The sequence below is a fragment of the Tardiphaga sp. 862_B3_N4_1 genome (assembly GCF_051811085.1).
In the GTDB taxonomy this organism is placed as follows: domain Bacteria; phylum Pseudomonadota; class Alphaproteobacteria; order Rhizobiales; family Xanthobacteraceae; genus Tardiphaga; species Tardiphaga robiniae.
Genome location: NZ_JBPWQB010000001.1, coordinates 288,936 through 310,974, shown reverse-complemented (window position 1 = coordinate 310,974; position 22,039 = coordinate 288,936). Strand labels below are relative to the sequence as shown.

The window sequence follows — 22,039 nt, the reverse complement described above, 5'->3', positions numbered from 1 at the left end:
ACCGTTCCAACCGGGATTGGCGAGTATTGCTGTCCGCGGCCCGGAGCCAGAATTAGCAGGGTGGGTTAAATTTCCAGTTAACCGCCCCATGGCGCGAAATTCGTCAAATTCGAGAAGAAAGCCGATTTTACCTTCGCTTGACTTCGACGTGGTGGGCGCGCCACGGTCCCTCACCCGCCAAAACCACCAACGAATCCAATCATGACGACTGCTTTCAGCGTGATCCGCGACACAACGCCTGCCAATGCCATCCCGCGCGGATGCGTCGTGGCAATGGGTAATTTCGACGGTGTCCATCTCGGCCACCGCGCCGTCATCGGTGCTGCGTTACGCATGGCGGAACTGCATAAAACAAGCGCTTTGGCGGTGACCTTCGAGCCGCATCCGCGCAGTTTCTTCAGCCCGAACACGCCGCAGTTCCGCCTCTCCGACGAAGCCGCCAAACTGCGCCTGCTGGCAGGAACCGGCCTGGCCGGCGCCGTCGTCATGACCTTCGACAAGGGACGCGCCAGCACCACGGCGCAAGACTTCATTCACCACGATCTCATTGAGCGTCTCGGCATCAGCGGCATCGCCGTCGGCTACGACTTTCATTTCGGCAAAGGCCGCGTCGGTTCGCCCAGCCTGCTGGCCAACGAAGCGCCGCGCCTCGGCATCGAGGTCGACATCCAGCCGCATGTCGATATCGATGAGCGCCCGGTGTCTTCGACGGCCATCCGCATGGCCTTGGCTGAGGGCCAGGTGACCGAGGCCACCGAGATGCTGAACGGGCCGTGGTTCATCACCGGCGAAGTGATCCACGGCAAAAAGCTCGGCCGCGACCTTGGCTATCCCACCGCCAATATCCGCCTGAATAACAATTGCGGCCTCAAGCACGGCATCTACGCCGTGCGGGTCGGCCGCGGAAACGAGCGCTTCGACGGCGTTGCATCCTTTGGCCGCCGCCCGACCTTCGATAACGGCGCGCCTTTGCTCGAAGTGTTCCTGTTCGACTTCAAGGGCGACCTTTACGGCCAGGCACTGGACGTCGCCTTCATTGCCTTCATCCGCGATGAAATGAAATTCGAGGGCATCGAACCCCTGATCCGCCAGATGGACGACGACAGCGCCAAAGCGCGGGCCGCGCTGGCGGCTGCGCCGGATGCGTTTCCGAGACTGGGAGACATCGACTGACCAGGACCGAAAAGCAGAAAATGCTGGCGGGCGAGCTCTATCGCCCCGGCAGCCCCGAACTGGTCGCTGACGAGAAGGCCAACAAGGCCTGGCTCGCGAAATACAACGCGCAGCTGGACCGGCCTGTCGCCGAACGACGGACGCTGCTCGCCGAGCATTTTGGTGCCGTCGGCGCCGACTGCGTGATCCGGCCGCCGTTCTTCTGCGACTACGGCTACAACATCCATCTCGGCGACAATGTTTTCCTGAATTTCAACTGCGTGATCCTGGACATCGTCGCGGTCACCATCGGCGACCGCACCCAAATCGGCCCGGCTGTGCAGATCTACGCTGCCGACCATCCGCGGGACGCCGAGACCCGCCGCAGCGGGCTGGAATTCGGCCGGCCGGTCAAAATCGGTGCCGATGTCTGGATCGGCGGCGGGGCCATCATCGTGCCCAGCGTCACCGTCGGTGACGGCGCCGTGATCGGAGCCGGCAGCGTGGTGACCCGGGACGTTCCGAACGGCGCCACCGTGGCAGGCAATCCGGCCCGGGTGATTGGCAAACGGGGCTAATCCGACCCTTTGCGATCGTCTCCCCGGCTGCTATTGAGTGCCGGATGTCTGCACGGCGCCCCATCATAAGCATTATCGGCCCGGCTTCCGCCTGAGCTTCGCTCGGCGCAAGACCGGGACCGTCCAGTTTCATCGCGTTTTCACGCGTTTCAGCGCCATTCGAGCAAGCCAGAGCCATTATGTCCGACAAGCCCGCCAAATCTGATACCCACGACTATTCCAAGACCCTCTATTTGCCGCAGACCGAATTTCCGATGCGCGCCGGCCTGCCGACCAGCGAGCCGAAAATGCTGGCGCGCTGGAACGAGATCGACCTCTACGGCAAGCTGCGCGAGACCGCGAAGGGCAAGCCGAAATTCGTGCTGCATGACGGCCCGCCCTATGCCAATGGCAACATCCATATCGGGCACGCGCTCAACAAGATCCTCAAGGACGTGGTGACCAAGAGCCAGCAGATGCTGGGCTTCGACTCGAATTACGTGCCGGGCTGGGACTGTCACGGCCTGCCGATCGAGTGGAAGATCGAGGAAGAGAACTACCGCTCTAAGGGCAAGACCAAGCCGAACTTCAAGGACGGCGCGGCGATGATCGCGTTCCGCCAGGAATGCCGTGCCTATGCCAACAAGTGGCTCGACATCCAGCGCGAGGAATTCAAGCGCCTCGGCATCATCGGCGACTGGGCCGGCCGCTACGCCACCATGGACTATTTCGCGGAAGCGCAGATCGCGCGCGAGCTGATGAAGTTCGCCGCCAATGGCACGCTGTATCGCGGATCGAAGCCTGTCATGTGGAGCGTGGTGGAAAAGACCGCGCTGGCCGAAGCCGAAGTCGAGTATGAGGACTACACGTCGGATGCGGTGTGGGTGAAATTCCCCGTCGCCGCCGAATTCGGCCGGCTTGCCAAGGCCGCTGTGGTGATCTGGACCACCACGCCCTGGACGCTGCCGGCCAACCGCGCCATCTCGTTCTCCAGCAAGATCGCCTATGGCCTCTATGAAGTGACCGAGGCGCCGGAGGACAACTGGCTGAAGACCGGCGATCTCCTGATCCTCGCCGATGCGCTGGCCGAGAGCGTGTTCAAGCAGGCGCGCGTGACCTCCTGGAAGAAGAGCAGCGAGCTGTCATCCGACATCCTCGAGGATCTCGAATGCCGTCATCCGCTGAAAGGTCTCGCCGGTGGCTATGACTTCATCGTGCCGCTGCTCGACGGCGACCACGTCACTGACGATACCGGCACCGGCTTCGTGCATACCGCGCCAAGCCATGGCCGCGACGACTTTGATATCTGGACGTCGAATGGCCGCCAGCTCACCGAGCGCGGCATCGCCACCACGATCCCCTACACTGTCGACGAGAACGGCGCGCTGACCGAACAGGCGCCGGGCTTCGCTGGCACCCGCGTAATCAACGACAAGGGCGAGAAGGGCGACGCCAACGAGGCCGTCATCAAGGCGCTGGTCGAGCGCGGCATGCTGGTGGCGCGTGCGCGCCTGAAACATCAATATCCGCATTCCTGGCGCTCGAAGAAGCCGGTGATCTATCGCAACACGCCGCAATGGTTCATCGCGATGGACAAGGACATTTTGGAAGTGAACGCTCCCGGCAAGCCGGGAGCTATGGCGGACGACGGCAAGGCGAAGCCCGGCGACACGCTGCGTCACCGTGCCCTCGAAGCCATCAAGGTCACGCAATGGGTGCCGGCCACCGGCCAGAACCGCATCAACGGCATGATCAACACCAAGCCCGACTGGGTGATCTCGCGCCAACGCGCCTGGGGCGTGCCGATCGCGGTGTTCGTGCGCGAGAAAGGCGACGGCTCCGCAGAGATCCTGCAGGACGAGGCCGTCAACAAGCGCATTTCCGACGCGTTCGAGAAGGAAGGCGCCGACGCCTGGTATGCCGAAGGCGCGCGCGAGCATTTCCTCGGCTCGCTTGCCAATGAGGAGTGGAAGAAGGTCGACGACATCTGCGACGTCTGGTTCGACTCGGGCTCCACACATGCCTTCGTGCTCGAAGACCCCGTGCACTTCCCCGGCCTTGCCGGCATCAAGCGCAAGGCCCAGGGCGGTGCGGACACCGTCATGTATCTGGAAGGCTCCGACCAGCACCGCGGCTGGTTCCAGTCGTCACTGCTGGAGAGCAGCGGCACCCGCGGCCGCGCACCGTTCGACATCGTGCTGACCCACGGCTTCACGCTCGACGAGAACGGCCGCAAGATGTCGAAATCGATCGGCAACACCATCGAGCCGCAGAAGATCATCAAGGACTCCGGCGCCGACATCCTGCGCCTGTGGGTCTGCGCCACCGATTACGCCGACGACCAGCGCATCGGCGCGGAGATCATCAAGAATACCATCGAGACCTATCGCAAGCTGCGCAACAGCGTGCGCTGGATGCTCGGCAGCCTCGCGCATTTCCACGACGAGGATCGCATCAAGGCCGACGATATGCCGGAGCTCGAGCGGCTGATGCTGCATCGTCTCGCCGAAGTCGATGCGGTGGTGCGACAGGCCTATATCGATTTCGACTACAAGACGGTGGTGGCCACACTCGCCGCCTTCATGAACACCGAACTGTCGGCCTTCTACTTCGACATCCGCAAGGACACGCTGTATTGCGACGCGCCGTCGTCGGTGACACGCAAGGCGTCGCTGACCGTGATCGATTACCTGTTCCGTTCGATCGTGACCTGGTTCGCACCCATTCTGAGCTTCACCGCCGAAGAAGCATGGCTGTCGCGCTATGGCAGCAGCTCCGTGTCGGTGCATCTCGAAACGTTCCAGAAGACGCTGCCGGCATGGCGTAACGAGGCGCTCGCCGCGAAGTGGGAAACCATCCGCAATGTGCGCCGCGTCGTCACCGGCGCGCTGGAAGTCGAGCGCGCTGCCAAGAACATCGGCTCGTCGCTGGAGGCCTCACCGCTGATCCATGTCACAGACCCCGCGATCTTTGCCATACTGGCCGACGTCGATCTTGCGGAGATCTGCATCACCTCGAATGCGATGCTGACCAATGCCGAAGCACCCGCAGGCGCCTTCGCGCTGAACGACGTGCCCGGCGTTGCCGTGGTCGTGGAAAAGGCCGTCGGCACCAAATGTGCGCGGTCGTGGAAGATCCTGCCGACGGTGGGCGAGGACAAGGAGTATCCCGACGTTACCCCGCGCGACGCGCAGGCACTGCGGGAGTGGAAGGCGCTGGGAGTGGCTGTTTGAAACCAGCCGTTCGCTCCGGGCTGATCGCAGCCATCGTCATCCTGATCCTCGATCAGGCGACGAAGCTGTGGCTGCTCTATGGCTTCGATCTCGGCCATCGCGGCCTGGTCAGGATCACGCCGTTCTTCGATCTCGTCCTGGCCTGGAATACCGGCATCAGCTACGGCTGGTTCTCCGATTCCGGCCCCACCGGTCAGGTCGTGCTGGTGGCCATCAAGGCGATCGCGGTGCTGGCGCTGGCCGTCTGGATGGCGAAATCGGAGACCAGACTGGCCACGATCGGGCTGGGACTGATCATCGGGGGCGCGATCGGCAATGCCATCGACCGGTTCGCCTATGGCGCGGTGGTCGATTTCGCCCTGCTGCACGTCGAAATCGCTGGCAAGACCTACAACTGGTACGTGTTTAACCTTGCCGATGTCGCCATTGTTGCCGGTGTAGCGGCCCTGCTGTATGACTCTTTCTTCACGGTACCCGCCGCAAAAGCGCCCTGATCCCAGCCGATACGCAAGGCCAAGGGCGATACCAGCGGAACCGCAGCAGGTTTTTTCGGATTCTTGCCGATCCGCCAGATATTTGAACAGGATGAACACGATGCGCGAGACCGAAACCGGTTGGGCTCTGCACACTTCATCGGGCGCCTGGATGCGCGCCCTGCGCCTCACCGCCGTTGCCCTCAGCGTTGGTCTCGTGATGTCCGCAGGCGCCGCACGCGCCCAGGATGCCGAGGAAGAAGACCAGCCGTTCGAGCAGAAGGTCATCAAGCAGATCATGACCGGTCTCGGCGGTACCAATATGGAAAACACCGGGATCGATTATCGTGAGCGCTCGCCGCTGGTGGTGCCGCCGAAGATCGACCTGCCGCCGCCGGATGCCAAGGGCCCTGCGCCTGTCGCGAACTGGCCGAAGGATCCCGACGTGCAGCAGCGCCGCGCAGCCGCCGCCAACGCCAAGACCGGACGTCCGGAAGAAGTGCTGGAAGCCGCGCGTCCGTTGACCCCGCGAGAGATGGCGCCGAAGCGCGCACGTGGCGCCTCGTCCGCCGTGGACAATTCCTCGCCAGGCGATCCGAACAAGAACATCGTGCTGAGCCCGAAGCAGCTCGGCTATGAAGGCGGACTGTTCAAGAACATGTTCGGCAGCAACAAGGGTGAGACCGCCGAATTCAAGGGCGAGCCGACACGCGAGTCGCTGACCCAGCCGCCGGCCGGTTACCAGACGCCTGCCTCGGGCTATGCCTATGGCACCGGGCCGAAGGAAACCATGAAGAACGATTACAACATCAACCCGATGACGGGTAAGTTCTGATCGCAGCGCTCCCTTTGCGCTGCCATTCCAAAGACGTCCTTTCACTGCGATCAGCCTGCACGTGCGGATGTGTCCCGCGCGATGGCTTGGTCATGCCTTTCTCTTTGCTTTCTTCCCCCATGCTTTGGAGCTGTTAGCCCCGCCATGACCTCTTCATTCCGACTTGCCGTACGATCCGTCGCAGTCGTCGCTTTGCTGCTGACTCCCGCCCTCGCCATATCGGGCGCCCGCGCACAGACAGTGACGGCGAAACCGCCAACCACGTTCAAGCTCGATAACGGCATGCAGGTCGTGGTGATCGAGGATCACCGCACGCCCGTCGTGACGCAGATGATCTGGTACAAGGTCGGCTCGGCCGACGAGACGCCGGGCAAGTCAGGCTTGGCGCATTTCCTCGAACATCTGATGTTCAAGGGCACCGCGAAACATCCGGTCGGTGAGTTCTCGCAGACCGTGCAGCGCGTCGGCGGCGAGGAGAACGCTTTCACCTCGACCGACTATACCGGCTACTACCAGCGCATCAGCAAGGACCAGCTCGGCAAGATGATGGAATTCGAGGCCGATCGCATGACCGGCCTGGTGCTGAAGGACGAGAACGTGCTGCCCGAGCGCGACGTCGTGCTGGAAGAATACAACATGCGCGTCGCCAACAGCCCGGATGCTCGGCTGTCCGAGCAGATCATGGCTGCGCTCTATCTCAACCATCCCTATGGCCGCCCGATCATTGGCTGGCATCAGGAGATCGAGAAGCTCGACCGCGAGGATGCGCTCGCCTTCTACAAGCGCTTCTACGCCCCCAACAATGCGACGCTGATCATCGCCGGCGATGTCGACCCGACGGAGATCCGCCCGATGGTGGAGCGCACCTATGGCGTGGTCCCGGCACAGCCGGCGATCCCCGAACGCCGCATGCGCCCACAGGAGCCGACGCCCGCCGCGCCGCGCACGGTGACGCTCTCCGATCCGCGTGTCGAACAGACAAGCCTGCGCCGCTACTATCTGGTGCCATCGGCCACCACCGCTGCGGCCGGCGAGAGCCAGGCACTCGATGTGCTCGGTCAGTTGATCGGCGGCGGCGCGAACTCATATCTCTACCGCGCCCTCGTCATCGACAAACAGCTCGCGATCAATGCCGGTGCCAGCTACCAGGGCACGGCACTCGACAGCGCACAGTTCATGATTTCAGCCTCGCCGAAGCCGGGCGCTGAATTCGCCGATATCGAAAAGACCATCGACGCTGTGATCGCCGACCTCGCAACCAACCCGGTGCCGGCTGCCGACCTCGAACGCGTCAAGACGCAGCTTGTCGCCGAGGCCACCTATGCGCAGGACAGCCAGGCCTCACTGGCGCGCTGGTACGGCGCGGCACTCACCACGGGCCTCAGCGTCGAGGACATCCGTAGCTGGCCCGACCGCATTAAGGCGGTCACCGCCGAACAGGTGCGCGCAGCCGCGCAGACCTGGCTCGACAAGAAGCGCTCGGTCACCGGCTATCTGGTCAAGGATACATCTGCGCCGAAGCGCGAGGAGAAGCGGTCGTGAGCATCATCTTCAACGCCGGCCGCCTCGGCATTGCCGTCGCTACCGCCTTCTCACTCGTCACCCTGACGGTGACGCCATCTTTCGCCGCGGCCAAGGTGCAGCGGCTCGTGACGCCAGGCGGCATCGAAGCCTGGTTCGTGCAGGATGCAACCGTTCCCCTGATCGCAATGGAATATGCGTTCGGCGGCGGTGCGGCACAGGATCCGAAGGATAAATCCGGCACCGCCAACATGGTGGCCAGCCTGATGGACGAAGGCGCGGGCGATCTCGATTCCACGACCTTCCGCGATCGCATGGAACGCCGCGCCATCGAGCTCAACTTCAACGCCCAGCGCGATTACCTGCGTGGCTCGCTGCGCATGCTGAAAGAGCATCGCGACGAGGCGTTCGACCTCGCCCGCCTCGCTTTGACGTCGCCACGCTTCGATGCCCCCGATGTCGAGCGCATCCGCGCGCAGATCATGTCCGGCCTGCGCCGCGAAACCTCGAACCCGAATTCGCTGGCGACGCGCAAGTTTCTGCAGGTGGCATTCGGCGACCATCCCTATAGCCGACCGTCCAACGGCAGCCTGACCGACGTGCCGACCATCAATGTCGATGACATCAAGGCCTACAAGCAACGTATCGTCGCGAAGGACACGCTGAAGATTGCCGTGGTCGGCGACGTCGATTCCGATACGCTCGCGACATTGCTGGACAAGACCTTCGGTGGCCTGCCCGCCAAGGCGACACTGACGCCGATCCCGGAAGTCACGGCAGCCAAGCCGCCGCAGAAGGAATCCGTGACGCTGGACGTGCCGCAGACGGTCATCACCTTCGGCAGCCCGGGCGTCAAACGCGACGATCCGAATTTCATGGCCGCCTATATCGTCAATCACATCCTCGGCGGCGGCACGCTGTCGTCGCGGCTGTATCACGAAGTGCGCGAGAAGCGCGGCCTGGTCTATTCCGTCAGTGGTTCGCTGCTGTGGATGCAGCATTCCGGCATCTATATCGGCAGCACCGCGACTCGCGCCGACCGCGCCACCGAGACGGTCGATACCGTGACCAGCGAAGTGAAACGCATGGCCGAGCAGGGTCCGACCCAGCGCGAGCTGGATGAGGCCAAATCCTATCTCAAGGGTTCGCAGATGCTGGCGCTCGACACGTCGTCGAAACTGGCCGGCGCGCTGCTGCAATATCAGCTCGACAAACTGCCGATCGATTACATCGAGAAGCGCAATGCCGTGGTCGATGCCGTGACGCTGGACCAGGCCAAGGCGGCAGCGAAGAAGCTGTGGGCGGATGGCCTGCTGACCGTCGTCGTCGGCCGCGCGCCGCAGGCGGCCGCAGCGCCGGTGGCCCCGGCACCGAAGGCAAACTGAGGCGCCGCCGTGCGGATCGCGGTGATCGGTGCCGGCGCAGTTGGCTGCTACTACGGCGCCAAGCTGCTGCGCGCCGGTCATGACGTGACATTGGTCGGACGCCAGACCCATGTCGACGCCATCAATGCGCACGGCCTTCGGTTCGAGAGTGCCGAGTTCGACGGTTTCATTCCGGCGAAGGCGGTGACGCAGATCACCGATCTCGCGCCGCCGGATCTCGTTCTGTTCGCCGTGAAGTCCGGCGATACGGACAGCTCGGCAACAGCGCTGAAGCCTGTGCTCAAGCCCAACTCCATCGTGCTGAGCCTGCAGAACGGCGTCGACAATCCCGAGCGCCTGCGCGCCATCCTTAGCCAGCCGGTGATCGCTGCAGCCGTCTATGTGGCCTCCGAGATGCCGGCCGCCGGTCATGTGAAGCACAATGGCCGCGGCGAGTTGATCATCGGCGCATCGCCCGAGAGCGAAAGGCTGGCGAAGCTGCTGTGCGACGCCGGCGTGCCGACCACCGTCGCCGGCGACATCGACGCGGTGCAGTGGTCGAAGCTCATCAACAATTGCGCCTATAATGCATTATCGGCGGTGGCCGGGATTGCCTATGGCGAGATGTTCAAGGTCGAGGGCGTGCCTGACATCGTGACCGATGCCGTTACCGAGTGCCTGGCGGTGGCACGCGCCTGCGGCGTATCGCTTCCCGCCGACCTCCTGGACAAGACGCTCGCCCTCGCGGCCAGCATGCCGCTTCAACAATCCTCGACGTCGCAGGATCTCGCGCGTGGCAAGCCGTCGGAGATCGACTTCCTCAACGGCTTCATTGTCCGGAAAGGCGCCGAGCACAGCATTCCGACGCCGACCAACCATGCGCTGCAGGTCATGGTGAAGCTGGTCGAACGCAGTGGATCGCGGCGCGCCTAGCGGCGCTTCACTGGCTTCGGTGGATCCCAGAGCCGGAAGCCGCCTTTGAACGCATTCGCGTTGTCGCCGCGCCGGATCTTGTGCGGGAGTTTGTCGAGCATCTCCACATTGCCACCGCCGAGCACCGTATAGTCGGGCTCCAGCGCAGCCGTCAGATCAGCAACGACATCAGCCACGCGCTGCCGCCACTTCTTCTTGCCCAGCCGCTTCAGGCCGGCTGCGCCGACATAATCCTCGAATGTCTTGTGACGATAGGGCAGATGACCGAGCTCCATCGGCTCGGACAGACCATCGATGATCATGGCCGCACCCAGTCCGGTGCCGAGGCCGAGAAACAGCATCCGGCCGCCATCATAGCTGCCGACGGCCTGCATCATGGCGTCGTTTACGAGTTTGATGGGCTTACGGAATGCCCGCTCGAAATCGAACCCTTTCCAGCCCGCACCGAGATTGTGTGGCTCCTTGAGCGGACGATTGCCGGCCACCGGACCGGGATAGCCGGCAGAGACGACGTCATAGCGCCAGTCTTTGGTCAGTGCCTTGACCTTGCGCACCATTTCCTTCGCGGACAGGTCCGGACCGGATTCGAATTCGCGTTTGATCCCTTCACGGCTGGTCATCACCTTCACATGGGTACCGCCGATATCGATGGTGAGAATATTGCGAGGGGTCTTGGTCATGAGACGTCCGGATTGACTGATGGTGCAACGATAAGCCTCGGCAGGGCGCCAGTTCCAGCATTGCCGCTATGTCCCGGGCATATCTTTGCGATCTGCGATCAAGCGCACGGGTGCACCAAGCAAAACGCGGTATCCTGTGCTACGGAGACAGAATGCTGCTCCGGATCACCCGCTCCATCGCCATCGACGAAGACGACATCGATATCGTCTTCGTCCGCGCGTCCGGACCTGGCGGGCAGAACGTCAACAAGGTCTCCACCGCCGCGCAATTGCGCTTCGACAGCCGCAAGCTGGCGCTGCCGGAGGATACCGCAATCCGGCTGCGCACCCTCGCCGGCCAGCGCATGACCAAGGACGGCGTGATCGTGATCCACGCCCAGCGTTTCCGCACCCAGGAGCGCAACAAGGCCGACGCCATCGAGCGGCTGGTGGAGCTGATGCAGGAAGCCGCCTTCCGGCAGGCGCCGCGGCGGGCCACCAAACCGACGCTGGGCTCGAAGATGCGCCGCCTCGACGGCAAGAAGCGCCGCAGCGACGTCAAGGCCGGCCGCGGCGGGCGTTTCGACGACTGAGCGGCGCCCCACACAACAAGCCAGACCACTTTTTCCAGGAATTTCCCGATGGCCAAACCCGTTCATTCGATGATCCGCGTGCTCGACGAAGCACGCGCACTGGATTTCTACAAACGCGCTTTTGGCTTCGAGATTGCCGAGCGCATCGCATTTCCCGACTTTGCGCTGATCTATCTGCGCCATCCCTCCTCGCCCTTCGAGCTCGAATTGACGGTGAATTTCGACCGTACCGAGCCCTATGTGCTGGGCGACGGCTACGGCCATCTCGCGGTTGTCGTGGACGACGTGGCCGCGGAACATGCCCGCTTCGAGGGCGAGAAGCTTGCGCCCGGTCCGCTGCGCGATTTCAAACATGAGGGCCGCACGCTGGCGCAATTCTTCTTCGCCACCGACCCCGACGGCTACAAGATCGAGGTGATCCAGAAAGGCGGCCGATTCGCTTAAAGCGTTTTCGAGCGAAGTGGATACCGGTTCGCGTCCAGAAAACGCGTCAAAACAAAAAGCCAGAACCGGGGAAAAGCGGGCTGCGGCGGGGACATCGGGCGCCCGGGGCCATAGAATGGCGCTTGAGGTTCCCTACATAATCCCGACCCATCACCACGCCCCGAGATCCATGCCCGTTCGCCAGCTCCCAGAAACCATCGTCAACCGCATCGCCGCCGGCGAGGTGGTGGAGCGGCCGGCCAGCGTGGTGAAGGAGCTGGTGGAGAATGCCATCGATGCCGGCGCCTCCCGGGTCGAGATCTTCACCGATGGCGGCGGACGAAGGAAGATCGCCATCACCGATGACGGCGGTGGCATGACCCATGGCGACCTCACGCTTGCCGTAGACCGCCACGCCACCTCGAAGCTCGATGACGAGGACCTGCTGCAGATCCGCACGCTTGGCTTTCGCGGCGAGGCGCTGCCCTCCATCGGCTCTGTGGCACGACTGAGCATCACCACACGCCACGCAAGCGAACCACATGCCTGGTCGCGCACCGTTGATGGCGGCGAGAAATCGCCGATCGCCCCCGCCGCGCTGTCGCAGGGCACCCGCGTCGAGGTCAGCGATCTCTTCTACGCGACCCCTGCCCGGCTGAAATTTCTCAAGACCGACCGCACCGAGGCCGAGGCGATCCGCGAAGTGGTGCGCCGCCTTGGGATGGCGCGGCCGGACATCGCCTTCACCATGGCCGGCGAGGAACGCGCGCCGGTGACATGGGCGGCGGCGCTGCCCGGTCCGGCCGGGCAGTTGACGCGGCTCGGCGATATTCTCGGGCCTGAGTTTCGTCTCAGCGCCATCGAAGTGCGCAGCGAACGCGAAGGTGTGGTGGTCGAAGGTTTTGCGGCCGCGCCATCGCTGACCCGCGCCAATGCGCTCGGGCAGTATCTGTTCGTCAATGGCCGTCCGGTCCGCGACAAGCTGATCATCGGCGCAGTGCGCGCGGCCTATTCCGATTATCTGCCGCGCGACCGCCATCCGGTCGTCGCGCTGTTCGTCACGCTCGACCCAACGGAGGTCGATGCCAATGTGCATCCGGCCAAGACCGAGGTGCGTTTCCGCAATGCCGGGCTGGTGCGCGGGCTGATCGTGCATGCTTTGAAAGAAGGCCTGGCTCGCGAAGGACGCCGCACCGCGGCCAATAGCGACGGCGCCGTGCTGGACTCGTTCCGCCCCAACTTCGCCCCGAATTTTGCGCCGCGCCCGAATGCGAACTGGGACTGGCAGCGCTCGCCGGCCTATCCGGTCAATCCAACGCCGGGCTTCGATGGTTCGGCGGCGTTTGCCGAACGCAGCCAGGCGGCTTTCGATGTCGGCACGCCCACGGCCGATGTGCGTTTCGAAGAGACGCCGCAGACCGATCTGGTCGACCGGCCGCTCGGTGCGGCGCGCGCGCAGGTGCATGAGAACTACATCATCGCGCAGACCCGCGACGGCATGATCGTGGTCGATCAGCACGCCGCACATGAACGTATCGTCTATGAGCGGCTGAAGGCATCGCTCGCCGCCAATGGCGTGCAACGACAGATCCTGCTGATCCCCGAGATCGTCGAACTCGACGAAGCGATCGTGGAGAAGCTTTTCGATCGCGCCGAGGAACTTGCGAGCTATGGCCTCGCCATCGACAGTTTCGGCCCCGGCGCCATCGCCGTCCGCGAAACGCCTTCATTGCTGGGCAAGACCAATGCCGCATCGCTGCTGCGCGATCTCGCCGAACACATGGCCGAATGGGACGAAGCGCTGCCGCTGGAGCGCCGCCTGCTGCATGTGGCCGCGACCATGGCCTGCCACGGCTCAGTGCGCTCAGGCCGCCGCCTGCGGCCCGAGGAAATGAACGCCCTGCTGCGCGAGATGGAAGACACGCCGAATTCCGGCCAGTGCAATCACGGCCGGCCGACTTATGTCGAGCTGAAGCTCAGCGATATCGAGAAGCTGTTCGGGCGACGATAGACCCCTCAGCCGTCATTGCGAGCGCAGCGAAGCAATCCAGAGCCGCAAGCGAAGACTGGATTGCCGCGTCGCTTCGCTCCTCGCAATGACGTGGACGGGCTGGTGCTCGACTCACGTATATTTGGGATCGCGTTCCAGGAGCTCGATCGACACGCCCTGCGGCGCGCGGATGAAGCAGATGCGCAGGCCGGGCTTCAGCGTATGCGGCTCCTTGGTGAACTCCACGCCCTTGGCCTTCAGCGACGCAGCCACCGCGTCGATGTCCTTCACCTTCAGGCCGAAATGGTCGAGGCCCTGATAGGGCGTCACGGGCGGCGGGTTGACGCCCATCTCCGGCGTCACCGGGGCGAGAAAGATCATGCCGCCACCAAGCCTGATATCGATGCGGCCGGGGGCACGCAGGATCTCGGCGCCGAGCATGTCAGCAAACCACTGCGCTGTGGCTTCGGTGTCCGGCGTGCGGATATGGACGTGATCCCAAGTGTATTCGATCGCAGACATCGGCGGCTCCTTTTGACGTCTTCTTACACAGATCGCAGAAATGTAAACTCGGTATCGTCATAGGCGCGGCGCTCGAGTTCTTCAAACCCGTCCGGCGCCGCAAAGGCAGCATCCTTCGCCTCTTCCACCACCAGCAAAGCGCCCGGCGTCAGCCAGCCACCATCGCGCAGCGAGGCCAGCGCCTTTTCGGCAAGCTTCATGCGATAGGGCGGATCGAGGAACACCAGCGAGAACGGCTCGACCGGATGGGCGGGGCCGAGATCGGCGGCATCGCGGCGATACACTTTGGTCACGCCGCCGAGACCCAGCGCCTCGACATTGTTGCGGAGCAAGGCGCGCGCCTCGGAACCGTTATCGACGAACAGCGTGAACTTGGCGCCGCGCGATACGGCCTCGATGCCAAGCGCGCCGGTGCCGGCAAACAGATCGAGCACGCGTGCGTCAGCGATCGGACTCTCGTAAGCGTGGATCAGGATATTGAACAACGACTCGCGCAATCGATCCGCCGTGGGACGGATCGCCTGCGTCGTGGGCGACGCGATGTTGCGGCCTTTCAGCCGGCCACCGACGACACGCATCAGATGCCTCGTTTGAAAAGTGGCAAAGCCACCGCAGGTGTAGCGTGGTCCCCTCCCCCCTTGCGGGGGAGGGTGGCGCGAAGCGCCGGGAGGGGGGTGAGCCACAAACGTCGGAGCTCCGGGTTACCCCCCTCCCCGACCCTCCCCCGCAAGGGGGGAGGGAGCACAACTGCCGTCGCGATGTACATCGTATTTCTCTTTGACTTCTCTTACGCGTCCCGCGGCTTCAGATCGCGCTTGCCGTGATAGCCGCGCTTCGGCTTCTTCGGCGGGCCACCGAAGGTGGCCGCGTCCTCGTTGCGGGCACGCGACTCTTCCGAGCCGGCGCGCTGCACGAGAATGCGACGGCCCTTGCGGTCTTCCACCGTGGAGCGCTTCAGAACCGGCTTCTTCACGATCACCGGGTCGAGCGACACATCGCCCTTGCTCGGCAGTTGCCGACCGAAATCGGCGCCGGAGGCATCCGCGATCTTCTCGCCGAGCTGCTCGCGCAGCACGCGGGTCTTCACTTCATCGACCTCGCCTTCCTCGATTTCACCGAGCTGGAACGGGCCGTAGGAAATGCGGATCAGGCGGTTCACCTCGAGACCGAGATGCGCCAGCACGTTACGTACTTCGCGGTTCTTGCCTTCGCGGATCGCGAACACAATCCAGACATTGGCGCTCTTGTCGCGCTCCAGTGTCGCATCGATCGAGCCATATTTGACGCCGTCGACCTCGACGCCGTTCTTGAGCTCGTTGAGCTGCGCCTGCGTGACTTCGCCATGGGCACGCACGCGATAGCGGCGCAGCCAGCCCGTCTCCGGCAGTTCGAGCGTGCGCGCGAGGCCGCCGTCATTGGTGAGCAACAGCAGGCCTTCGGTGTTGAAATCGAGCCGGCCGATGGAGATCAGGCGCGGCAGGCCCTCTGGCAGATGATCGAACACCGTCGGCCGTCCCTCGGGATCGGCATGGGTCGTCATCAGGCCGCGCGGCTTGTGATACAGGAACAAGCGCGTGCGCTCCGGCGCCGGCAACGGCTTGCCATCGACGGTGATCACATCGTTGGTGCTGACGTCCAGCGCCGGCGAGTTGATGACGCGGCCATTGACGGCAACACGGCCCTGCGTGACCCATTCCTCGGCATCGCGGCGCGAGCACAGGCCCGCGCGCGACACGACCTTGGCGATACGCTCGCCGGCCTTCTTGGCCGCGGGAACGCGCGCCGGGCGGCGCGCTTCCGGATCGCGCTCGCGATATTCACCACGGCCGCCGAATGCAGGACGCTTGGCGAAAATCCTGCTGTCGTCCTCATTCTCGCGACGCGGACGCTCGTCGCCGTCGCGAGCCTCGCTGCGACCATGCTCCTGCCAGTCGGTGCGGCCACGCGGCTCGCGCGGACGATCGAAGCTTGGACGGTCCTCACGCGGACGCGAGAAACGCGGACGTTCGCTGTCGCCGCGCTCCGGACGATCTTCACGCGGGCGTTCGAATTTCGGCCTGTCGAATTTCGGACGATCGAAATTGCGCGCGCCATCGCGCGGCGGACGCGCGCTGCGGCTGCCGCGATCATCCGAACCGCCTTCGCGCTTCTGCCAGGGTTTCTGCTCGCTGCGATCAGGGCCGCGCTCGAAATCACGCCCACCACGATCGTTGCGATCGGGACGATCGCCAAAGCTCTTGCGCGGGCCACCGCGATCCGGCGCACCACGGGAGAATTTCTTGTCGCCGCCAAACTTCTTCTCGGCGCTGAAGGGCCGGTCGCCGCGCGGACGATCACCGTCACGCGAGGGGCGCGGGCTGAACGGACGATCGCCTTGCGGACGATCGTTGCGATCACCTTGCGGGCGATCACGCTGTGGGCGATCGTTGCGATCGCCTTGCGGACGATCAAAGCGCGGCCGCGGACGGTCACCGTCGCCGCCGCGGAAACCTTCGCCGCGCGGCGTATAGGGGCGTTTCTCACCGCCGCCATCGCGCGGCGCGTAGGGCTTCCGCTCACCGAACTTCTTGTCGGAGAAACGTCCGGCCGGACGCGCATCGCCGCGATCACCACGCGGGGCGCGGTCATCCCTGTTGAAATTCGGACGGTCGCCACGCGGTGCTTCTCCGCGCGGGCTGTAGGGACGTTTGTCGCCGCCAACGGCGCGCGGGGAATACGGACGCTTCTCGCGGTCACCGAAATCCTTGCGGGGGCCACGATCCGGGCGATCACCGCCACCGCTGCGCGCGGGGCGGTCGTCGCGGTTGAAGCGGGCCGGACGCGCATCGTCACGATCGCGTCGCGGCGCATCGCCGTAGTCACGGCGCGGCGCGCGGTCGTCATCGCGCTTGCCGGCGTAAGGCTTGGCACCAAAAGATTTGCCGCCAGACGGCTTGCCACCGAAAGATCGCTTCTCGCCGCCACCAGCACCGGGCGGCTTCGGGGCATATGTGCCGTCACGCTTGGCGAATTTCTTGTCGGGTCCACGTGCGGCGCCGGAGCGGCCCTTGCCGGCTCCGCCTTTGCCACCGGGTGGCCGGCCGCGCGAGGGGCCGTTGTTTTTGTCGTTGTCGCGGGGCATGAAGGGTCTCACTGCAGCGGAAGCTGAATTGGGTTGAGCGGTGCAGAAACGGTTCGCGGGCCGAAAATGCGCGCTCATTGGGGCGCATTCTCACGCAAAACCAGTATCCACTTTTGCTGAATGCAACTCCGTAGCAGAGTTTTGCGCAGGAAACGAGCCGTTGACCGCACCTTCTTTCATGGATCTGGCGCTGAAAGCGGCCGAAAACGCCGGAAATGCCGGCGAAGTCCCCATCGGCTGCGTCATCGTAGGGAATAACGAGGTGATCGCCACGGCCGGCAACCGCACCCTCCGGGACCGCGACCCGACCGCCCATGCCGAAGTCCTGGCGATCCGGGAGGCCGCTGCCAGGCTCGGCAGCGAGCGGCTGGTCGACTGCGACCTGTATGTGACCCTGGAACCCTGCACCATGTGCGCGGGCGCGATCTCCTTCGCCCGGATCCGGCGGCTGTATTACGGCGCAGCGGATCCGAAGGGCGGCGGGGTCGATTCCGGCGTGCGCTTCTTCGCTTCGCCTACCTGCCACCACGCGCCGGAGGTCTATCCGTCCGTGGGCGAAACCCAGTCCGCCGCGCTGTTACGAGAGTTTTTTAGAGCGCGGCGCTGAGGCTTTGCTGACAGCCAAGCTAACGGGAACGCGGGTCACTTCGTGCCCGTCTTCGTGGATGACGCAGATGTGGCGCTCATGGTCCTGATGCGTCGCCGGCCGGGCGCTGACTTCGTCGGCGATCACATAAGCCTGTGCAATCGCTTCGGCGTCACTGCGCAGCTCCCGACCAGCATGGTCGCGCTGTGTCGTGCCGTTCTTGAGGTCGAAGTAATAGTGCGCCATGGGTACCTCACAGCCCCATCAACGCGTTCCACAACCTTCGGTTCCCCGAGAGGATCACCCGAATACCGTTACTTGCCTTTGCGCTCCCGCGCCACGGCCTGCCAGCCGATGTCGCGGCGGCAGAAACCTTCCGGCCAGTTGATCAGGCCGATCGCCTCATAGGCGCGGCGCTGGGCCTCAGCGACGGTCTTGGCGGAGGCCGTCACGTTGAGGACGCGCCCGCCATTGGCGAGAATCCAGTCGCCGGATGCCTTGGTGCCGGCATGGAAAATCTCGACGCCCTCGATCTTCTCGGCCCGGTCCAAGCCGGCAATGCGCGTACCCTTGTCGTAGTGGCCGGGATAGCCCTTCGTGGCCATCACCACCGTCAGCGCCGGATCCGGGAACCAGCGCAAATCGAAATTCTTGAGCTGCCCGTCACAGCAGGCAATCAGCGCCGGCAGCAGATCCGACATCATACGGACCATCAGCACCTGACACTCCGGATCGCCGAACCGGGCATTGTATTCGACGAGTTTCGGCCCCTGCTCGGTCACCATGACGCCCGCATAGATCACGCCCTTATAGGGCGTCCCCATGGCGCTGAGCGCGCGCAGGGTCGGCATGATCATCTCGTCCATCACCTGCGCGCAGAGCGCCTCGGTCATAACAGGCGCCGGCGAATAGGCGCCCATGCCACCTGTGTTCGGGCCCTTGTCGCCGTCAAAGGCGCGCTTGTGGTCCTGCGCAGTTGCCAGCGCCAACGCGTGCTCGCCATCGCACAGCGCGAAGAACGAGGCTTCCTCGCCCTGCAAGAACTCCTCGATCACGACTTCCGCACCGGCCTCACCGAAACCGCCATCGAACATCATGTCGACCGCGTCCAGCGCCTCGGCTTCAGACATCGCCACCACAACGCCCTTGCCAGCGGCGAGGCCATCGGCCTTGACCACGATCGGTGCGCCCTGGGCCCGGATATAGGCCTTGGCAGACTCTGCATCATGGAAATGGCCATAGGCCGCAGTCGGGATGTTGTTGGCCCGGCATAGTTCCTTGGTGAAGCTCTTCGAGCTTTCCAGTTGGCCGGCGGCTTTACTGGGTCCGAATGCCTTGATGCCGACGGCAGCAAGATCGTCGACGATGCCCGCCGCTATCGGTGCATCCGGGCCGACCACGACGAAATCGACCTTGTTCACCTTGCAGAAATCAATCACGGCCGCATGGTCGGTGATATCCACCGCCACGCATTCGGCCTCCCGGGCGATGCCGGCATTGCCGGGCGCGCACCAGAGCTTGGTCAACAGCGGAGACGCGGCGAGTTTCCACGCCAGCGCGTGTTCGCGACCACCGGAACCAAGGAGGAGAATGTTCATAACCAGCCAGACCAATTGCAATCAAACACGCCCACCATTTAGCACGGCGCGTCGGGACAGCAATCAGTGGTCTGAGTCATCAGCCGGCCAAGCGGCCACCCCATCAAGCGACGGCGACATTTGTTTCCGCGCGATAGCGGCGGATCAAACCCACCGTCCAGCCAAGGAAATAGCCGGCGCACGCCCCTGACACCAATTGACCGATCCGCGGGACGGCAGCACCCGAACCCAGCTTCATCGCGGTTGCGACCGCCACGGCATATTGCAGGAGGAAGACCGATAGGTTGCGGATCAGCGGCAGCCAGCTCCCGGGGCGCAGAATGGTGCCGTCCTGCCGATCGACCGTCATCTCGCCGGGACCGACCCACAGAGCGACGGCCGCCATCACGATTGCCGCTGCCAGCCATGCCCCGATCAGATGCAATTGGCCGCCGGCAAAGATCAGCCGCGACAGCCCCATCAGGAGAAACACCATCGGAACGATCAGCAAACGGCGCAGCTGCGTCTTTCGCGGCCGGAGCGACAGGCTTCCGAGCCAGATCAGTAAGGCCAGCAACGCGAACACCCAGATCGGCGTGTTGGTCAGAATGCGCCACGCGATGTCCATGACAATCTCCCAGGCTTTGCTCTACTTGCCTTCCGCAGTTGCGATGATCTCACGCAAGGTGGCGACGTGCCGCGCGAAGGCGCCACGCCCGGCGGCGGTGGCTGTCACCGTCGTCTGCGGCTTCTTGCCGACGAACGCTTTCTCGACGCTGACATAACCGGCTTTCGCCAGTGTCTCGATATGAGCGCCGAGATTGCCATCGGTGGCGCCGGTCAATTTCTTCAAGCGCGGGAAATCCAGCCCCTGTGCCGGTTGCAGAGCGTTCAGCGCTGCCATGATCTTGAGCCGCAGAGGCTGATGGATGATGTCGTCGAGTTCGGCCATGTCAGCTACGCCGCATCCAGAGGCCACCGAGCAACAGGCCGCCGCCATTGACGACAGCCATCCAGAGCGTGAACCATGGTCCGGCCAGGAAGTAACCGAGCAACGTCAGCGCGATCACGCTCATGCCGATGACGACAAAGACGCGGCCGAACCAGAACCCTGTCATCACGTAAGGCAACATGAAGTAGGTCGTCCAGAACGCGCCGATCTGCCGCGGCGCCATGTTCCCGAAAACGATGCTCCACAGACAGCCAAAAGCCACGAACGCGATAAACGCTGCCGTTGCTCGGGCGTCGAAGGTGCTGACGCCTTCGCGCTTCTTGTTGAGTGCCCCGATGACGATCGCGCAGATGACACCCGCGACAATGACGACCGACCAGATGACGGGAGCCGCAGCAGGCGCAAAGAACGAGAGCAGATAACCGATAAAAGTCGCAACGCCCCATAGAATGAGCATTGTGCTGGCGTGCCGATAGAACACCGACTGCCGGACCAGCCGACTGAGGCTTTCGATCTCCATCAACGCAGCGCTGGCTTCCTGGCTGTTGATCACTGTGTCACCTCGTTGCGAGATCGTCGGCGACGACGGCGACGAAACTTGCCGTGCTGACGACGTCCATATGATTTGCGTTGTCGAGGACGCGCACGTCGATATTGGCCTTCGACTGCATCGCCTCGCGATATTTGTCGGCGAACATCAGCTCGTCATTGCGCCCGGCGATGACCGATATGGGTCCATTCGCCGGATCGAGATCGAGGCGATAGTCACGATGCGTGCCAAAATTCTGCAGCAGCCGAAATGAATATTCGGACGTCAGAATGCGTGTCGACCCCGGTTGCACGGCAAAGGCAACCACCGGGAGCTGCGAACAGCACGTCACCCCGAATGACTGCAGCACACTCAGCGCGATGATGCGCGGCACATTCGGACTGGCCCATCCGCCTGCGTTCTCGCGTGTGGATGGCGACTTCAGGCCGAGATAGGGTGACAGCAGAACGGTGCGTGCGAAAAGCCCCTGATTGGCAGACCCTGCCACGCGCAGCGCAAACCCGCCGCCCGACGAATGCCCGGCGAGCGTCAGTGGCGACGCCAGCCCCTGCCCGCGCAAATGGCCGACGAGATCTGCGAGATCATCGTCGAGCTGCCCGAGATAGGCGATATCGCCGCGGGTCCCCGACGCGCCATGGCCGCGCATGTCGGGAGCGATGCTTTCGACGCCCCGCGCGGCAAGCGCTTTCGCGAGAGCGTGCACCGCTATGCTCGATCCCGACGAGCCATGAATGAGCAGTGCGGCACGGTTCACGGACGGTCCGGATGGCGTGTAGCGCCGGTAGGCCAGATTCGAGCCGTCTCTCGCCTGGAAATACTGCAGTGGCGGAACGTCCCCGCGATACGCACTGCGCGCCGTGTCCGCAATGGAGGCCAGTGCCTTGGGCCGGGAAACCGGCACCGCAATCATGCCGGCCAGCACCAGGGCCGCCAGACCCACCGCAGCAAGGAGCCAAACGATGCCACGCACCGCGAAGGTCAATATCGACGCCATAATA

At 63.8% G+C, this 22,039-nt stretch carries 22 protein-coding genes; 12 read left to right on the top strand and 10 right to left on the bottom strand.

Annotated features, from left to right (window positions below):
* Positions 1 to 201: 201 nt before the first annotated feature.
* From AB8B02_RS01465 to AB8B02_RS01430, 8 genes are all read left to right on the top strand, one after another.
* Positions 202 to 1,173, top strand: coding sequence for a bifunctional riboflavin kinase/FAD synthetase (locus AB8B02_RS01465; RefSeq protein WP_184513773.1), 972 nt, complete (start codon positions 202 to 204; stop codon positions 1,171 to 1,173).
* Entirely contained in the window at positions 1,170 to 1,730 is a 561-nt protein-coding gene (locus AB8B02_RS01460; protein ID WP_184520225.1) for a sugar O-acetyltransferase, read from the top strand. The genes AB8B02_RS01465 and AB8B02_RS01460 overlap by 4 nt, the downstream gene beginning before the upstream one ends.
* 179 nt (positions 1,731 to 1,909) lie before the next feature.
* Positions 1,910 to 4,942 (top strand): isoleucine--tRNA ligase, encoded by a 3,033-nt coding sequence (ileS, locus tag AB8B02_RS01455; protein WP_439062919.1) that lies wholly within the window; start codon positions 1,910 to 1,912, stop codon positions 4,940 to 4,942.
* Entirely contained in the window at positions 4,939 to 5,436 is a 498-nt protein-coding gene (gene lspA / locus AB8B02_RS01450; RefSeq protein WP_439062918.1) for a signal peptidase II, read from the top strand. The genes ileS and lspA overlap by 4 nt, the downstream gene beginning before the upstream one ends.
* Before the next feature lie 100 nt (positions 5,437 to 5,536).
* Positions 5,537 to 6,250 (top strand): hypothetical protein, encoded by a 714-nt coding sequence (locus tag AB8B02_RS01445; protein ID WP_089263592.1) that lies wholly within the window; start codon positions 5,537 to 5,539, stop codon positions 6,248 to 6,250.
* A 144-nt stretch (positions 6,251 to 6,394) separates the two neighbouring features.
* Complete coding sequence (locus AB8B02_RS01440) at positions 6,395 to 7,792, top strand: M16 family metallopeptidase (protein ID WP_439062917.1); 1,398 nt, start codon at positions 6,395 to 6,397, stop codon at positions 7,790 to 7,792.
* 29 nt (positions 7,793 to 7,821) lie between these two features.
* Positions 7,822 to 9,156 carry a M16 family metallopeptidase gene (locus AB8B02_RS01435; RefSeq protein ID WP_439064567.1) on the top strand — a complete coding sequence of 445 codons (1,335 nt, stop codon included), beginning with the start codon at positions 7,822 to 7,824 and terminating at the stop codon, positions 9,154 to 9,156.
* Positions 9,157 to 9,165: 9 nt separating this feature from the next.
* Complete coding sequence (locus AB8B02_RS01430) at positions 9,166 to 10,068, top strand: ketopantoate reductase family protein (RefSeq protein WP_439062916.1); 903 nt, start codon at positions 9,166 to 9,168, stop codon at positions 10,066 to 10,068.
* Here AB8B02_RS01430 and AB8B02_RS01425 read toward each other — a convergent pair.
* Positions 10,065 to 10,748, bottom strand: a complete 684-nt coding sequence (locus tag AB8B02_RS01425) for an ROK family protein (RefSeq protein WP_439062915.1) — start codon at positions 10,746 to 10,748, stop codon at positions 10,065 to 10,067. The genes AB8B02_RS01430 and AB8B02_RS01425 overlap by 4 nt on opposite strands.
* A gap of 155 nt (positions 10,749 to 10,903) precedes the next feature.
* Between AB8B02_RS01425 and arfB the strand changes: the two genes are divergently transcribed.
* The 3 genes from arfB (at position 10,904) to mutL (ending at position 13,754) form a co-directional block, all read left to right on the top strand.
* Complete coding sequence (gene arfB, locus AB8B02_RS01420; protein ID WP_089263593.1) at positions 10,904 to 11,320, top strand: alternative ribosome rescue aminoacyl-tRNA hydrolase ArfB; 417 nt, start codon at positions 10,904 to 10,906, stop codon at positions 11,318 to 11,320.
* A 48-nt stretch (positions 11,321 to 11,368) separates the two neighbouring features.
* Positions 11,369 to 11,764, top strand: coding sequence for a VOC family protein (locus tag AB8B02_RS01415; protein ID WP_439062914.1), 396 nt, complete (start codon positions 11,369 to 11,371; stop codon positions 11,762 to 11,764).
* 169 nt (positions 11,765 to 11,933) lie between these two features.
* Positions 11,934 to 13,754: a DNA mismatch repair endonuclease MutL gene (gene mutL, locus AB8B02_RS01410; RefSeq protein ID WP_439062913.1), complete on the top strand. Its 1,821-nt coding sequence runs from the start codon at positions 11,934 to 11,936 to the stop codon at positions 13,752 to 13,754.
* A 111-nt stretch (positions 13,755 to 13,865) separates the two neighbouring features.
* Here the strand turns inward: mutL and AB8B02_RS01405 are convergent, their stop codons facing one another.
* From AB8B02_RS01405 to AB8B02_RS01395, 3 genes are all read right to left on the bottom strand, one after another.
* Complete coding sequence (locus AB8B02_RS01405) at positions 13,866 to 14,255, bottom strand: VOC family protein (protein ID WP_089261869.1); 390 nt, start codon at positions 14,253 to 14,255, stop codon at positions 13,866 to 13,868.
* A 23-nt stretch (positions 14,256 to 14,278) separates the two neighbouring features.
* On the bottom strand, positions 14,279 to 14,833 hold the full coding sequence (gene rsmD, locus AB8B02_RS01400) for a 16S rRNA (guanine(966)-N(2))-methyltransferase RsmD (RefSeq protein ID WP_439062912.1): 555 nt from the start codon (positions 14,831 to 14,833) through the stop codon (positions 14,279 to 14,281).
* Between the two features lie 209 nt (positions 14,834 to 15,042).
* The gene (locus tag AB8B02_RS01395) at positions 15,043 to 17,376 is read right to left on the bottom strand and encodes a pseudouridine synthase (RefSeq protein ID WP_439062911.1); all 2,334 of its coding nucleotides are present in this window, start codon (positions 17,374 to 17,376) and stop codon (positions 15,043 to 15,045) included.
* Between the two features lie 178 nt (positions 17,377 to 17,554).
* Here AB8B02_RS01395 and AB8B02_RS01390 point away from each other — a divergent pair, with 178 nt between their 5' ends.
* A complete protein-coding gene (locus AB8B02_RS01390) occupies positions 17,555 to 17,983 on the top strand; it encodes a nucleoside deaminase (protein ID WP_068733659.1) in 429 nt (142 codons plus the stop codon).
* Here AB8B02_RS01390 and AB8B02_RS01385 read toward each other — a convergent pair.
* The 6 genes from AB8B02_RS01385 to AB8B02_RS01360 all read right to left on the bottom strand — a co-directional run bounded on the left by AB8B02_RS01385 (position 17,954) and on the right by AB8B02_RS01360 (position 22,035).
* Positions 17,954 to 18,208 carry a DUF6894 family protein gene (locus AB8B02_RS01385; RefSeq protein ID WP_315840796.1) on the bottom strand — a complete coding sequence of 85 codons (255 nt, stop codon included), beginning with the start codon at positions 18,206 to 18,208 and terminating at the stop codon, positions 17,954 to 17,956. The genes AB8B02_RS01390 and AB8B02_RS01385 overlap by 30 nt on opposite strands.
* Before the next feature lie 68 nt (positions 18,209 to 18,276).
* A complete protein-coding gene (gene purD / locus AB8B02_RS01380; protein WP_439062910.1) occupies positions 18,277 to 19,560 on the bottom strand; it encodes a phosphoribosylamine--glycine ligase in 1,284 nt (427 codons plus the stop codon).
* Between the two features lie 103 nt (positions 19,561 to 19,663).
* On the bottom strand, positions 19,664 to 20,167 hold the full coding sequence (locus tag AB8B02_RS01375) for a DUF6622 family protein (RefSeq protein WP_439062909.1): 504 nt from the start codon (positions 20,165 to 20,167) through the stop codon (positions 19,664 to 19,666).
* Between the two features lie 21 nt (positions 20,168 to 20,188).
* The gene (locus tag AB8B02_RS01370; RefSeq protein ID WP_439062908.1) at positions 20,189 to 20,491 is read right to left on the bottom strand and encodes a winged helix-turn-helix domain-containing protein; all 303 of its coding nucleotides are present in this window, start codon (positions 20,489 to 20,491) and stop codon (positions 20,189 to 20,191) included.
* A 1-nt stretch (position 20,492) separates the two neighbouring features.
* Positions 20,493 to 21,044, bottom strand: coding sequence for a hypothetical protein (locus tag AB8B02_RS01365; protein ID WP_439062907.1), 552 nt, complete (start codon positions 21,042 to 21,044; stop codon positions 20,493 to 20,495).
* A gap of 4 nt (positions 21,045 to 21,048) precedes the next feature.
* Positions 21,049 to 22,035: an alpha/beta fold hydrolase gene (locus tag AB8B02_RS01360; RefSeq protein ID WP_120288567.1), complete on the bottom strand. Its 987-nt coding sequence runs from the start codon at positions 22,033 to 22,035 to the stop codon at positions 21,049 to 21,051.
* Positions 22,036 to 22,039 lie beyond the last annotated feature (4 nt).

Bases quoted from the DNA above. Each gene is read 5' to 3' on its own strand.
- AB8B02_RS01445 (WP_089263592.1), top strand. From the start codon at position 5,537: ATGCGCGAGACCGAAACCGGTTGGGCTCTGCACACTTCATCGGGCGCC.
- ileS (WP_439062919.1), top strand. From the start codon at position 1,910: ATGTCCGACAAGCCCGCCAAATCTGATACCCACGACTATTCCAAGACC.
- AB8B02_RS01360 (WP_120288567.1), bottom strand. From the start codon at position 22,035: ATGGCGTCGATATTGACCTTCGCGGTGCGTGGCATCGTTTGGCTCCTT.
- AB8B02_RS01465 (WP_184513773.1), top strand. From the start codon at position 202: ATGACGACTGCTTTCAGCGTGATCCGCGACACAACGCCTGCCAATGCC.
- AB8B02_RS01385 (WP_315840796.1), bottom strand. From the start codon at position 18,208: ATGGCGCACTATTACTTCGACCTCAAGAACGGCACGACACAGCGCGAC.
- AB8B02_RS01390 (WP_068733659.1), top strand. From the start codon at position 17,555: ATGGATCTGGCGCTGAAAGCGGCCGAAAACGCCGGAAATGCCGGCGAA.
- mutL (WP_439062913.1), top strand. From the start codon at position 11,934: ATGCCCGTTCGCCAGCTCCCAGAAACCATCGTCAACCGCATCGCCGCC.
- AB8B02_RS01375 (WP_439062909.1), bottom strand. From the start codon at position 20,167: ATGGACATCGCGTGGCGCATTCTGACCAACACGCCGATCTGGGTGTTC.
- AB8B02_RS01370 (WP_439062908.1), bottom strand. From the start codon at position 20,491: ATGGCCGAACTCGACGACATCATCCATCAGCCTCTGCGGCTCAAGATC.
- purD (WP_439062910.1), bottom strand. From the start codon at position 19,560: ATGAACATTCTCCTCCTTGGTTCCGGTGGTCGCGAACACGCGCTGGCG.
- AB8B02_RS01405 (WP_089261869.1), bottom strand. From the start codon at position 14,255: ATGTCTGCGATCGAATACACTTGGGATCACGTCCATATCCGCACGCCG.
- rsmD (WP_439062912.1), bottom strand. From the start codon at position 14,833: ATGCGTGTCGTCGGTGGCCGGCTGAAAGGCCGCAACATCGCGTCGCCC.
- AB8B02_RS01395 (WP_439062911.1), bottom strand. From the start codon at position 17,376: ATGCCCCGCGACAACGACAAAAACAACGGCCCCTCGCGCGGCCGGCCA.
- AB8B02_RS01415 (WP_439062914.1), top strand. From the start codon at position 11,369: ATGGCCAAACCCGTTCATTCGATGATCCGCGTGCTCGACGAAGCACGC.
- AB8B02_RS01440 (WP_439062917.1), top strand. From the start codon at position 6,395: ATGACCTCTTCATTCCGACTTGCCGTACGATCCGTCGCAGTCGTCGCT.
- AB8B02_RS01425 (WP_439062915.1), bottom strand. From the start codon at position 10,748: ATGACCAAGACCCCTCGCAATATTCTCACCATCGATATCGGCGGTACC.